Source organism: Nitratireductor luteus (genome assembly GCF_026162365.1).
Lineage (GTDB): Bacteria > Pseudomonadota > Alphaproteobacteria > Rhizobiales > Rhizobiaceae > Chelativorans > Chelativorans luteus.
Genome location: NZ_JAOANW010000015.1, coordinates 1 through 12,954, shown reverse-complemented (window position 1 = coordinate 12,954; position 12,954 = coordinate 1). Strand labels below are relative to the sequence as shown.

The window sequence follows — 12,954 nt, the reverse complement described above, 5'->3', positions numbered from 1 at the left end:
TCCTGTTCAGCCGTCGTCCGTCTGCATTCGTGCGACATCGGTGGGCGAAATGGGATCGAATCCTTTCTCCCTGGCGATCTCGAGAATCCTGACGCCGTGCGTTGCCTGCTTCTGAGTCGGGGATTTGGTCCACCCTCCGCTTGCATAGCTGCTGAGCGTGTGCGCGATGCCCGCCTGCCATTCGGCAAGCGTTCCGGTGCGTCGACCCCACAGGTGCAGCGCGAACCATGTCTCCGCCGGCAGCCGCATGCAGGTCGCGGCAGCAGCATGGGTGTCTGCTGAGACCGGTCCTGGCTCGGTCCCGCCGGATATCGCTGAAGCGCTTCCCCATTCGGGCGGAAGCGGGTCGCTCACCGGCAGATCGAGGTTGCGAAGCCCCATCCAGCACCCCTCCTTCTTGCACCATTCGGTTACGTTCCGTCCTGCCGAGCTCTCCTGAATCTGGCGATCAACGTTGCGCGACCAGCCCCGCAGCAGGGCCTCCAGCCCCGTGCTTATCCCCTGCGATCGCCAGATTTCATCGAGACGCAACCGGCCGCCGGTGCGGTGCGACAGATAGGCGACAAGATAGCAAGTGATATTGGCGCGGTAAGCCGGAAAACCTTCCTGGCGGACAATGCGCTGTGCCGCAGCATAAAGGATGATCTGGGCGACCGCATCACGGAAATAGGCATCGTCCGGCTCCCACGACGCTCCTCGCTGCTCACGGAGGCTGCGCATGAACGCGATGAAATTCTTCTGCGCACCCCCGCTTACAATATGCGGCAGTCTGCTCCAGCTGTTGAGTGCGCGGGCCAGATCGGTCTTCGAGAATCGCCGGCTTGGCGGCGTGCGGTCCCGGAACGCGCGCATGCGGGCCGGCGTCGTGCCCTCGATATTCATCGCCGTCCGGTACTGGCCGCGCGAACGCTCGTAGAACCAGCGCGAGCGCTCACCCGGCGCCCAGATCGTCTTCGATAGCCGCTCGACTGCAATGTGGTAGGGTTCATTGGCCGAGAAGTCGGCCTCCTGGATGACGTTTTGTGTATTGGCGAAGCGTGAGATCTTGGGGACCATTACCTCCACGCTGTCAGGCGGCAGGCGAGTGATCTTCGCCGCAACATGAATACGCGAGATGTCGAGACGTTCGCGTTTGCGTGCCCGATGAATAGATGCGGTGGTCTGGCCGCCATTGACGATCTGCAGCCCGCGAAATCCGGTAATCTTCAATCCGTCCGCTGCGGCTTCGGTGCTGATCTCGTCCACCGTCACCGAGATGCCGTTGTTGTAGGCCATGAAGTGGTGCGGCTCGTCGCGGAGCGTGTCGCGGATACCGCGGTTGACCTTGCCCGTCGCCTGAAGGAATGCCCGGACGTTGTATTCCAGGATGCGGGGGCCGAACTCCTCGTACATCCGGTAGAGTGCCTCGCCTGGGAAGATGGCGAGATAGGATTCATATTCACCGTCTGAGGCGGGCATCGCCACGCAGGGGATCGGCTGTAATCCCATCAGGCCCAGATCGATCTCGATGATCTCTCGCGTCTGGCCTGTCGCCATCGTCCGCATGAGACGCCGCAGGTCATAGATCTCAAACGTGACCGAGACGTTCCCGACGGCCTGTGGCTCGATACCGCGGGCAGCTGAAAGACCATCGGTGAGAACGAACACCCGTGCCTCGCGGACACCGCCTTCAAGGAGCTCAGAAATCCGGTGCATCATCGCATAGGCGTCGCTCGCGCGTTCCATTTGCTCATGGTCGCCCCGCAACGCCGCCTGCAGCGCGCGGGCCGCCTGCCCGCCGATCCGCACGATATCTGCTGTCGGAACGGTGCGCTGATCCGTGCCGCCTTCAAACAGGGCGACGATCAAGTCCAACCGTTCACCGTCGTCCGGGACGGCATAGCCGTTCAATCGGACCCCGCCGGCTCCAAAGCGACCCTGGTGAAAGCACACTATCGGATTGTCGAGCATGCCGATCTCGGCGAGGTGTTCGGAAATGATCTCGGCGAACGCGTTCTCCGTAAATTCAGCTCCGGCGGAGTCCCCCAGCGCCCTGTCGCGCACGTCCTCGGCTAGAGCCGCAGCGAAAGCGGCCAGATCCCTTTCCTCAGCCAACTGCGCTGTCCTCCGCAATGGAGTCGAGCACGGCAGACCCGACGACGAAGGGCGCGCAGGCCGACAGCTCGATCGTGTAGCTGCACGTCCGTATTCCGGCCCTAAGCTCGGATCGCGTCAATCTTGGAAACGTGCCTGTGACATCGAACAGATCGAGCCGATCACGGCGATAGGCTCGGGTATAGAGATCGTCATGGGTGACCAGATAGCCTGCCGCGAGCAGCCGGCCATCGAAATCGGCGATCCGGTGCGGTGCCTCATCGGCGAGGCGGCGCCGGATATCCGCTGCTAGCTGCGGAAGCGTGGCACCGTCACCATCCAAACGCAGCCGGACATGGCCGAGAAGAATCCGGCCACGCCCCTCGTCGAGCTGCTCGGCATTGGAGATATCGACCAGTTCGGGCGCCTGTCGCGTTGTCGCCTTGATCTCAACGAACCCGCCAGGTAGCGCAAAGTCGTTGGGTTCGCCGTGCGGTCCCGCCCACATCCCGATTGCGGCGCCAAGCCCGACCCTGGTTGCCAACTCCTCCCTCAGGAATATCAGCTCGCCGACAAGGCCGGTTACGGCGGCGTCGGAAAGCCCGCCGCTGCCGTGCTTGGCCATGAACGCCTGCCAGATGTGCAGGCGCCCCGTCCAGTTCCTCAGGGCTGCTCGCGGCGTGGATGCCTCGGCTGCAGCTTCAGCGACGTCCTCGCACAGCACGGTGAAGACTGCCCCGTAGCTGCGGTCGGTAAGCGCAAGCGAGAAGCGGACGACACCGGCATGACCGCCGCCGAGCAGCGCCGGCTCGACAACGAACCCGTTCGATCGCGGCAGCGCGAGATCGGGCGGAACCTGGTCAGCCGGCACCTCAAGTAGCAGCCCGGGGATGCCGTCGGGTTGACGCAGACCGGCGAGAACCTCGCAGGGCGCAGCCGGATGAACCCGGCGGACATGCCAACCCGGTTCCCGTCGCCCCTCCTCTTCCAGTGCCGTCAGGGCTTCGGCGACCGCCGTCATGTCTCGCCCTCATCGTCATCGTCGGCAGCGTAGATATTGTTGACAACATAGCTCACCGACTGCGCCCGGTTGCTCGCCGGGAAGCTGATCCCCATGCCGATCGGCGGGACCGCAACGTCGAGAAACGGGTGCTCAACCCGCGCGTCCTCCGGCCCCAGCAGAGCACGCCGGGACAGCGGATAGAGCAGTAACAGCCCGGTCTCCGGCGACCGCTGACGGCGCAGATAGACCCCGGACGGTTGAGCCGGAGCGCGCTCATCATTGGCCCGGCGACGCTTGGGCGGATTGGCGATCGTTTCCGCCATCGCCGTGGCATAGGCAACCGCCTCTATGTCGACCGCCTCGTCGCGTGGGTTCAGGAGGCGGCGGATCACGAAGCGATCACCGGCCGCAATGGTCAGCCAGGGCAGAGTCTCGCCATAGCCGCCTTTGGGTTGCCGCAGCACCGAGTTCATTCGGATCGAGCCGATCGACACTTCGTCACGGCCTTCGCCGCCGACCAGCAGTACGTTCCAGCGGGTGAGCTCGCCGAGCTGGACCTGGCGCCGGATGTAGCGTGCCAGGACATTGGCGCTGGCGCGCGACGCATCCTCGTGTGTGCTGAACCGGTCCAGAAAGCCGAGTACCGCGTCCGCCGATGCCCCGGACCATAGATGGGACCCATCCCATCTATGCGACCGTCCACCCTCGCGTGCCTGTTCCGGATTGGCCCAATAGACGGTACCAGAGCTCTGGAGCCGCTCGATCAGATCCGTCGCCGCAGTGAGGTTTGTCTGCAGAGTCCGTTCGTCGGTTGCGAAGACTGTGGTTTCCGAAACATCCCCTGCAAAGGAGACTCTGAGTTCAGTGCCATGCCGCATCTTGGCGCGCGATGTGACAGTCAGCGTCGGATGACTGCGGACGCGCAGGCCGAAGTCGATCGGCCGCGCCCGGATCGCTTCCATGCGATCGAACTCCCGGCGAAGTTCTTCGCTCGCGATCGCGATGTGCTCGTACCACTCAGCCAAGTCGCCGGTCGTGAACAAACGGCAGAGGTCGAGATAGCCCGGACGGTAGCCGAACCATCGACCCATCTGCATGAGCGTGTCGTACATCGTGGTGCCGCGCAGGAAATAGCTGACTGACAGGCCTTCGAGTGTAAGGCCACGCGCCAGCTTGTCGCCGCCGATTGCAATGACGTTCAGGCCGTTTTCGCGGTTCTGCTCGTAGTCGAGCACATCGGCCGAGCTTCCGTTGATTTCACGGATTCGGATCGATTCCACAGTAGCGCGCAGTGCCGCTTCGACATCCTCCCATGCTACCGGCGGGCAATCAGGCAATGCCAGCTCAGCAGTCACGGGCGCAAAATCCGCCTCCCAGCGCTTCCTGAGAGGGCGCATTCCCTCGGAGCCGCCGTAGCGGACGGCATTCGTGAGTGCGTCCAGCGCCTCTCGGATCTGCTGCACCACCCTGCGCTGAACCGCCTTCCAGCGCGTGACATGAATCAGCATGCTGTTGTGCTGGCGGCCTTGGCCCCGGACCCGACGCGCTGCGACCACCAGCGCGAAGCTTTCAATCGCCCGTTCGAGAGACGGTGGAACGCAATCACGGCCATCATAGAGAGGGATGTGATCTGTCTTGTGAACTGGTGGCATCCAGCCCCTGGTCTCGCGCCGGGCTGTGCTCGCGGCATAGTCGTCAATTTCTTCGATCAGCGCGGGCAGGCCAGGTTCAGCTTCGCCCGTCTCCTCGTCAACCGAAGAGCCGAAGAGCCGGCTCGGCCCGACATATGTTTCCGGTGCCGGAATGTTGATGATGAAGTCTCGCGGAAAGAGATCCTGGAACTCATTTCCGGTTTCCGCGTCCGGATGAATAAAAATATTGGCGAAGGGCGTTGCCGTATAGCCCACATAGGAAACCTGATCGAACCGGCCGAGAATCTGGCGGATTCTCGCGTTGATCCGCGAAGGCTGATGATCGGGATCGGCGACCCCGCCATTGAAGCGTTGCTGCTTGGTGTCGATCGAAGCTTGATCCGCCTCGTCATCGATCACGAGCAGCGGCATGTGGGCAAATCGCGGCCCCTGCTGATCGCTCGAATTTCCGGTCGACCGAATCCATTCGAGTACGCCGTTGAGCACGCTGCCGTTCTTTTTGACGACCAGCAGCAACGGGCGTCCACCGGGATGGATACCAAACTGGGACATCGCCCGATGATTGAAGTCGCCCTTTTCCGTGCGGTTGGTGCCCCAGTCGACAATGACCGACGGGTCGATCTCGCCGACACCCACAAAGCGGCTCGTCGCTTCATCCATCGGCACGCTGATCTTGCCGATGAAGCCTTCATCGAGGCGAATCTGGGTCTGGCTGCGCAAGTTATTGTTCATGCCCGTGAGAACAATGATCACTTTGTAGCCAGCATCCACCGCCTTGCAGACCAACCCGGTATAGTTGCCGGTCTTGCCCGACTGGACGTCTCCGACGACCATGCCGCGACGATTGAACGCCCCTGAACCAGACGGATCGCCGAGTAGTTCCAACGCGCGATCGGTGACGCGTCCCAGCGCGTTGATGGCGGTCTGCGGCATGCGCTTGCGGATCAGATGGGTGCGATAGCGCTCCCATAAGCGCCATCCGATCTGATCGCGCCGCCCGTCGAGCCACAGCGTATGATTGTCATGGGCGCGGAGAACCGATTCCTCACCAACGAACGTGCTGAAGAGCGAGCCCAGCGTCGCGAGCACAGCCTCGAGCGAGATGCGCTCCCGCCACTCGGGAAAGGCAGCAAGCAACTGATCGACCGTATGAGCGATTTCCTCGCGGGACAGCGGCTCGGCAGCATTGCGCTGCGCCAGTCTGAGCTGAGCGAGTTCAAGGAGTTGTGTCTGGGCGTCTGGATCAATCATGGCGTTGTGTTGTCTCATCGGCAATCCGGGCAACCGCCGCGGGATAGCCTGCGAAAGGTTCGATCGATAGAAGGCGGCGGCGGGCATCGGCGGCAGACAGGCCCAGTCCTTCCCTCATATGCCTGTAGAGTGACTGCATCGCCGCTGCCTCCTCGGCTGGCATGCTGGCCGGCGACGGCGGCAGATCGCCCTGCTCGGCAACGTCGAGCCAGATCCGCTGCACGGGCAACCCGGCTTCGATGACGGTCAGCATCTCTTCCGAAAGCCGTCGACTCGCGCCGGTTGCATCGAGCGCGCGCTGGACGGCCGGATGCGCGCGATCAATGCGGTACACGGTCCCGCGCGCGGTCTCGACAGTGTTCCAGACCCTCGCAATCGGCGCTCTCGGCTGCCTGGTGCTGCGTCCTCCCCGCCACGCAAATACTTCGCGGGCATCTCGCCGCACCTGTTCGGCAAGACCCTGCAGTCGCGGACGAAGCGTCGATGGCGGCGTCGCCGTCGACTTGCGGATGTCGACCTTCCAGTCGCCGTCGCCGCTGTTCGGGAGATCCAGGCGCAAGCGGGCCAGCCTGTGGACATCATCCCTGGTCCAGCGCCGTCCCGCGCCTAAGCCAAGCCAACCCCCGGCCACGAGCAGCCGGCGATTGCGATAGACGAAGAAGCCTTCATGCCCGAGCCAGCCGTCCGGACCCGCCGCTTCCTCGACCTGATCGGCGGTCATCTTGTCCCGGTGCGGCAGAACGAACCCCTGGACCTCGATCTCGCCGCTCCGATGTGCCAGCCGCTCCACCGGCGTCAGAGTGGTTGCCGGATGCCACTGAAGAAAGGGATCCCAAGGCGCAATTCGTGCGCCCTTGTCACCGCCTCCGATCACGATTTCGAGACGTGGCTGTGGACCTTCCAGAAATCTATGGAACGTCATGGCCAAGTGGCGCTCCACTCGCCGGGCGATTGAACGAAAGCGTGTGCGGGCTGCCTCACTCTGCATGTCCTCGCCGAGCAGCCGGTCCAGTCGACCGATCACGACCGCAGTGCCGGAGGCTGTGCCCGGTATTGCCGCATGTTCCTGTACATCGGCCGGGATGTTCCGCAGCAGCCGCCACTCATCGGCCTGTGCGACATAGTCCAGGTCCCAGCTGCGCCGCGATTCCGAGCCGCCGGCGGTGCGCGAGACGACCGCCAGCACACGCCCCTGAGACAATGATGCGGTCTTGAGACCCAGGCCGAACCTTCCAAGATCCTCGGGATCTCTTACAAGGAGGGGATGGCGTCCACCGGGGCGCATCGCTTCGAACAGCGTGCGGTCATCCATCCCGCGTCCGTCATCGATGATACGGACGATCGAAGCCGGCCCTTGCCAGAAGAAATCGATCCTGATCTTGCGGCCGCCCGCGGCAATGCTGTTATCGATCAAATCCGCAATAGCGGCTTCGGTCGAATAGCCGAGCCCGCGTAGCGCTTCGAGCAGAGCGCTGGCCGCCGGTGGCGCATGATCGAAGAGATCCTGCTTGCCCTCCGCCCCCTTCATGCACATCACGCAACCTGCCGGCCGTCTGTCTCCTCGGCCGGCGCCAGCGCCTCGTCGATCTGCCGCTTCAGCGATTTCGCAACCGCCAACCCGAGCAGGGGCGGAACCGCGTTGCCGATCTGCCGGAAAGCGGCGTTCATCGCGCCGGCAAAGCGAAAGCCGTCAGGAAATGATTGCAGCCGGGCCGCTTCGCGCACCGAAACGGTGCGGGCTTGATAGCTGTCATAGTGGATGTGGGAATAGGTGTCCTTGCCCATATGCGCGGTCAGCGTCCGCGATGGCTTCAGTGGGTCCATTTTCCACCATTTATTCGGGAATTTGTCCGGGTCATAGGGTGGCACCATAGCCTGCCGCAGCTCCAGCCAAGCCGGAGATTCGCTGTCGGTCAGCTTTTTCCGTTTCACGGCATCGGTGAACAGCTCCTCGGCAAGCCGCCGTGCCTGCGGATAGTCTGCACCGTGCGCGAGGCGCCGAAAAATCGGAAAATCCCGGGGAGTCAGTCTGACAAGATGGCCACCGGTTCCGTGCACGGTCTCGAAGCCCGGCCAGTTGCGCATCAGCTTTGCATAGCCTGAGAGCCCACCCTTCGGCGTTCGGTAGTCAAGGACATCATCCAGCCGGCGCCTGCGTATCGCACGCGAATCGGTCAAATGCTCCTTGATCTTAGGAAGGTCGCCTAGCGCCGCCCGGACACCGACGGCCTTCGGGAGCTGTCGGCGCGGCTTGTGGATCTCGTGAAACCGGCCGCTCTCCATATCGACATGCTTGAGCGCGACCCGCCGCGAGCCCTCGTAGCCACGGGGCAGCTCAAGAAAATGAGTCGGCTCGGGAAACGATGGCGTACAGCCGAGCACGTCGGCGATCGCCACCACAAACAGGCGCTCGCGCACCTGTGGCACGCCATAATAGGCGGCATTGAGGATCGTGTATGCCGTGCGGTAGCCAGCCTCTTCGAGCGTATCGCATATTTCTTCAGGGACATTGTGCCCGCCGAAATTCAGAATGTCGGGAACATTCTCGATGATGATGACGAGTGGCTGAGTATCGGCAACGTACTCCAGAAAACGTCGATATAGCGCGGCACGCGGATCCTTCTGGAAAGCGTCGTCCTCCCCGGCGACGGCGCGCAGCTTGGATCGCCCGATCCGGGCAAAGGCCTGACAGGGCAGCCCCGCTGCAAGAATGTCGAACGATCCGCATGCAGTCGTGCTGAGGCCGAGATCACGGACGAGGTCCTCTGCCGAGCAGCGCTCCATGTTCCGGGCGATCGACCAGGGATCATCAAGCTCTTTGTCCGGTCCGAAATTCAACGCGTAGCTTTCGGCTGCTTCGGGATCGACCTCGACATGCGCCGTCAGCTCGAACCCCGCCGCGAGTAATCCGAGTGACAGGCCGCCGGCGCCCGAACAGACTTCGAGCACGCGCGGTTGGGCGCCGGTGCGCAGCCGTTCCACCTTCCCCCTGCGTATCTGCTGCTGCTCAGCTGTGGTCATGATCGACGTGCCCCCGCAGCTTCGCGACCACGAGGTCGTTGTCGACCGTTTCACATTCCCATATGATCAGAACATCCCACCCCATGCATTCCAGCTCCCCCTGTACACGGATGTCGCGTTCCACGTTTTTTCGAAGTTTACTTTCCCAGAACTCGACATTTGACTTCGGCTTATACGCGAATCTGCAACCTTCATGACTATGCCAGAAACACCCATGAACGAATACTACCTTCTTGGGACCAGGGAACACCAGGTCCGGCGAGCCAGGCAGATCGCGGCGATGCAGCCGGAAGCGATAGCCCAGGCGATGCGCGATCTTGCGCACGACCATCTCCGGTTTCGTGTTCCGCCCCTGGATGCGAGCCATCATCGCCGAACGGCGGTCGGACGAAACGACATCCATCGTCAGATGCTCCGCACGGAGTTTATAAACAGGATAGCCATGGTCAGGACCCTGCCGCCGCGCGGGCAACCGTGTCCGGCGCGTGGACAATCACGCGCAGCAGAATTCGAGCCGTGCGTTCCGGGCGCTTCCGCCCTTGCTCCCAGTCGCGCAGTGCCCCGAGTGTGAAGCCATAGGTACTGGCAAAGGCTTCCTGCGTCATGCCGCTTGCCTTGCGGATGGCCTTGACGTCGACTGGAGGATACTCCCGACGGCGCTCCGCATCTCCATTGGTGGTCGCGATCATGTCGGCGAACCCGGCTGCGATCCTGCCATAGTGTCTGTTCCGCTTCGCCACAGCATCATCTCTCCGTAAGCGACCAATCCGCCCGCTCTGTCTACGGCTTGGCCGTAGCCCGATCAAGCAATAAGTTCGCTTTTCGTTCCGGTTTTCGACAACGTTCTGAAGCGGCGCCTTACCTTGAGCTCAGAATAGAGGCGCGGAACAGCACTTGCCTATGGTTATTGCCGGATCCGAGCAGACCTGGTTATTAGGCCCCCTGCTCGAAGCGAGACGGTCTAACTGCCGGACCGAGAGGGCCTGCGAATGTTGGATGGTGAGGCAGCCTGCTCGTTCCAGCGAGCAATATCCTGACCATCCCATTTCTACGCCACAGCCGTCGATTACCACACGGGTCCGCTCCCCGCCTTTTCATAAGCTTTTGACCGCGTTTTATCTATCCCGCCGATGTCCGGCACGGGTTTCGGAAACGATGGCGGCGACGCAGGACAAGATCAGGATGGAGGTATTCGGCCCCGCCGAGACAGCGGAAACGGCTGGCGACTCTTGCTGTGTTTCCGATGACGCTGTGCTTCGCCTCGCCCGTTTGATCGGACGCCAGATCGCCCGCGAGCAGTTCGAGCGCGCCCGAGCCAGAGAGCAAAAGGGACCGCGACAGAAGACGAACAGCGGGTTCTCGTAAGCAACAACGCGCGACGGCATCGTCCCCCGGTGAGGATTTGCTCACTGGGGGATCGGCATATTCCGCTTGAGACCATTTTGGTCTCATGCTATAGGAGATCAAATGAGGATCATTGCCCGCCGGACCTTGCGGCAGTTTATCGACAGCCTCGCGGGACAGAAGGATCAGTCGGCGGTGAAGGCCGCGCTCGATGCCTGGTTCGATGAAGTCAGCAAGGCGGAATGGGCGGGTTCCGCCGATCTGAAGAGACATTACGCCACGGCCAGCATCGTTAGCGCCGAGCGGATCGTCTTCAACATCAAGGGCAATGATTACCGCCTCGTGGTGGCGGTCGACTTCGAGAAGGGTATCATCTGGATCAAGTGGATCGGCACACACAAGGCTTATGACAGGATCGATGTGACGGAGGTCAAATATGGCGACTGACCTGAAGCCAATCCGCTCCGAAGCGGATTACGAGGACGCCCTCACAGAGGTCGAACGGCTCTGGGGCGCGAAGAGCGGCACGCCGGAGGGCGACCGTCTCGACGTGTTCGCGACCCTGATCGACGCCTATGAGGCAAAGCATCATCCGATGGATCCGCCCGATCCGATCGAGGCGATCAGGTTTCGCATGGAGCAACAGGGCCTCACCCGGAAGGACCTTGAACCGATGATCGGCCCCCGGAACCGGGTGGCCGATGTACTCAACCGCAAGCGTGGCCTGTCAATCGAGATGATCCGGCAGTTGCATCAACAGCTCGGCATTTCGGCCGAGGTTTTGATCCGGCCGAGCCGGTTCGACAAAGCTGCGTGACAGGAGTTTCAGGATGACCCGTGTCGCGCTTTACGCCCGCTACTCCTCTGACAATCAGCGACAAGCCTCGATCGAGGATCAGTTCCGCATCTGCCAGGAACGGGCGAAACGCGACGGCTGGAAGGTTATCGGCACCTACAAGGATGCGGGCATTTCCGGCGCAAGCATGATTCTGCGGCCGGGTATCCAAGCCCTGCTGCAGGATGCCCAGGCCGGCCAGTTCGATATCGTTCTGGCAGAAGCGCTCGACCGCATCAGCCGCGACCAGGCCGACATCGCCACGCTTTACAAGCACCTGAAGTTCGCTGGCGTGCCGATCGTGACGCTGGGGGAAGGCGAGATCACGGAGCTGCATGTCGGGCTCAAGGGCACGATGAACGCCCTGTTCCTCAAGGACCTTGCCGCCAAGACGCACCGCGGTCTCCGCGGTCGCGTCGAGGACGGCAAGTCGGGCGGCGGCCTGTGCTACGGCTACAAGGTGGTGAAGCAGGTCGACGAGCGCGGCGAGCCCATTCGCGGAGACCGGGAAATCGACCACTACGAGGCCGATGTGGTGCGCCGGATCTTTCGCGACTTCGCTGCGGGCGTCGGGCCGCGCACCATCGCGAAGAACCTGAACGAAGAGGGCATCGCCGGTCCGGGTGGCAAGCTTTGGAACGACACGACAATCCGGGGTCACGTGAAGCGCGGCACCGGCATCGTCAACAACGAGCTCTACATCGGCCGCCTGATCTGGAACCGCCTGCGCTACGTGAAGGACCCGTCCACCGGTAAGCGCGTGTCGCGTCTCAACCCGGAAGCGGAATGGCTCGTAACGGACGTTCCGCACTTGCGAATCGTCGATGACGAACTGTGGCAGGCTGTGCGAGCACGTCAGGGCGAGATCGCCGAGAAGTATGCCAATGTCGCCGAAGCCATCCGAGAACACCACAAGAAGAATCGGCTGAACGGTGTGCGCCGGCCAAGATCGCTCCTGTCCGGCCTGATCTTCTGCGGCGTGTGCGGTGGCCCTTACTCGCTGCGTGGCGCCGACCGCTTCGCCTGCTCGTACCACATCAGTAGCGGCTCGTGCTCGAACAGCCGCACGATTGCGCGCGAGGAACTGGAGCGTCGTGTGCTCGCTGGCCTCAAGGACCGGATGATGGTGCCGGAAATCGCGGCCGAGGCGATGCGTGCCTATGCAGAGGAGACGAACCGGCTCAACCGTGAGCGGCGATCGAATGGCGACGCCTGGCGTACGGATCTCGAGAAGACCGATCGGGAACTGGAGAAGGCCGTCGACGCTATTCTCGCAGGCGTCCCGCCGCTCAAGTTGAAGGATCGGATCGAGAAGCTGGAGTCACGCAAGGCCGAACTGACCGCCCTGCTCGCCGACGTGCCGAATGATGTGCCCGACCTGCTGCCGAGCGCGGCGGCGGTCTATGCGAAGAAGGTCAAACGTCTGACAGAGGCGTTGAACCGGCCAGGGGAACGATCCGAAGCGGCGGAGGCTCTCCGCGCCTTGATCGAAAAGATCGTGCTGCGCCCCGGCACGAACCGCGGCGAAATCGACGCGACTTTGCACGGCGAACTGGGCACGATCCTGAACTGGGTCGAGCGTCAAGCTGTTGGAAAGACTGCAAAAAATAACACTCCCGGAAGCGGGCCCACGGGAGTGTCGGTATCGGTGGTTGCGGGGGTAGGATTTGAACCTACGACCTTCAGGTTATGAGCCTGACGAGCTACCGGGCTGCTCCACCCCGCGTCACCGATCCGGTTTTTTTTCCGGGTGGCCTGCTTGTTTGCGGGCCGTT

General features: G+C 62.5%; 10 protein-coding genes and 1 tRNA gene. 3 read left to right on the top strand and 8 right to left on the bottom strand.

Annotation, left to right across the window (positions count from 1 at the left end):
* Positions 1-6 precede the first annotated feature (6 nt).
* From N1058_RS19240 to N1058_RS19210, 7 genes are read right to left on the bottom strand one after another with little or no spacing between them, the layout of a single operon-like run.
* Positions 7-2,094, bottom strand: a complete 2,088-nt coding sequence (locus tag N1058_RS19240; protein WP_265519221.1) for an AIPR family protein — start codon at positions 2,092-2,094, stop codon at positions 7-9.
* Positions 2,087-3,094 (bottom strand): PD-(D/E)XK motif protein, encoded by a 1,008-nt coding sequence (locus N1058_RS19235; RefSeq protein ID WP_265519220.1) that lies wholly within the window; start codon positions 3,092-3,094, stop codon positions 2,087-2,089. The genes N1058_RS19240 and N1058_RS19235 overlap by 8 nt, the downstream gene beginning before the upstream one ends.
* Positions 3,091-5,997 (bottom strand): Z1 domain-containing protein, encoded by a 2,907-nt coding sequence (locus N1058_RS19230; protein WP_265519219.1) that lies wholly within the window; start codon positions 5,995-5,997, stop codon positions 3,091-3,093. Before N1058_RS19230 ends, N1058_RS19235 begins: the two co-directional genes overlap by 4 nt.
* Entirely contained in the window at positions 5,972-7,507 is a 1,536-nt protein-coding gene (locus N1058_RS19225) for an ATP-binding protein (protein ID WP_265519218.1), read from the bottom strand. Before N1058_RS19225 ends, N1058_RS19230 begins: the two co-directional genes overlap by 26 nt.
* Before the next feature lie 5 nt (positions 7,508-7,512).
* On the bottom strand, positions 7,513-9,000 hold the full coding sequence (locus N1058_RS19220; RefSeq protein WP_265519217.1) for a DNA cytosine methyltransferase: 1,488 nt from the start codon (positions 8,998-9,000) through the stop codon (positions 7,513-7,515).
* Entirely contained in the window at positions 8,987-9,403 is a 417-nt protein-coding gene (locus tag N1058_RS19215) for a very short patch repair endonuclease (RefSeq protein WP_265519216.1), read from the bottom strand. The genes N1058_RS19220 and N1058_RS19215 overlap by 14 nt, the downstream gene beginning before the upstream one ends.
* Before the next feature lie 43 nt (positions 9,404-9,446).
* Entirely contained in the window at positions 9,447-9,740 is a 294-nt protein-coding gene (locus N1058_RS19210) for a helix-turn-helix domain-containing protein (RefSeq protein ID WP_265519215.1), read from the bottom strand.
* Between the two features lie 727 nt (positions 9,741-10,467).
* Here N1058_RS19210 and N1058_RS19205 point away from each other — a divergent pair.
* From N1058_RS19205 to N1058_RS19195, 3 genes are read left to right on the top strand one after another with little or no spacing between them, the layout of a single operon-like run.
* The gene (locus tag N1058_RS19205; RefSeq protein WP_265519214.1) at positions 10,468-10,791 is read left to right on the top strand and encodes a type II toxin-antitoxin system HigB family toxin; all 324 of its coding nucleotides are present in this window, start codon (positions 10,468-10,470) and stop codon (positions 10,789-10,791) included.
* On the top strand, positions 10,781-11,161 hold the full coding sequence (locus tag N1058_RS19200) for a helix-turn-helix domain-containing protein (RefSeq protein WP_265519213.1): 381 nt from the start codon (positions 10,781-10,783) through the stop codon (positions 11,159-11,161). Before N1058_RS19205 ends, N1058_RS19200 begins: the two co-directional genes overlap by 11 nt.
* Before the next feature lie 13 nt (positions 11,162-11,174).
* A complete protein-coding gene (locus N1058_RS19195) occupies positions 11,175-12,872 on the top strand; it encodes a recombinase family protein (protein ID WP_265519334.1) in 1,698 nt (565 codons plus the stop codon).
* Here the strand turns inward: N1058_RS19195 and N1058_RS19190 are convergent.
* Positions 12,829-12,905 (bottom strand) — tRNA-Met (locus tag N1058_RS19190). The genes N1058_RS19195 and N1058_RS19190 overlap by 44 nt on opposite strands.
* Between the last annotated feature and the right edge of the window lie 49 nt (positions 12,906-12,954).

Coding starts and splice junctions, on each gene's coding strand:
- N1058_RS19235 (WP_265519220.1), bottom strand. CDS start 3,094: ATGACGGCGGTCGCCGAAGCCCTGACGGCACTGGAAGAGGAGGGGCGA.
- N1058_RS19230 (WP_265519219.1), bottom strand. CDS start 5,997: ATGAGACAACACAACGCCATGATTGATCCAGACGCCCAGACACAACTC.
- N1058_RS19225 (WP_265519218.1), bottom strand. CDS start 7,507: ATGAAGGGGGCGGAGGGCAAGCAGGATCTCTTCGATCATGCGCCACCG.
- N1058_RS19220 (WP_265519217.1), bottom strand. CDS start 9,000: ATGACCACAGCTGAGCAGCAGCAGATACGCAGGGGGAAGGTGGAACGG.
- N1058_RS19215 (WP_265519216.1), bottom strand. CDS start 9,403: ATGGATGTCGTTTCGTCCGACCGCCGTTCGGCGATGATGGCTCGCATC.
- N1058_RS19205 (WP_265519214.1), top strand. CDS start 10,468: ATGAGGATCATTGCCCGCCGGACCTTGCGGCAGTTTATCGACAGCCTC.
- N1058_RS19200 (WP_265519213.1), top strand. CDS start 10,781: ATGGCGACTGACCTGAAGCCAATCCGCTCCGAAGCGGATTACGAGGAC.
- N1058_RS19195 (WP_265519334.1), top strand. CDS start 11,175: ATGACCCGTGTCGCGCTTTACGCCCGCTACTCCTCTGACAATCAGCGA.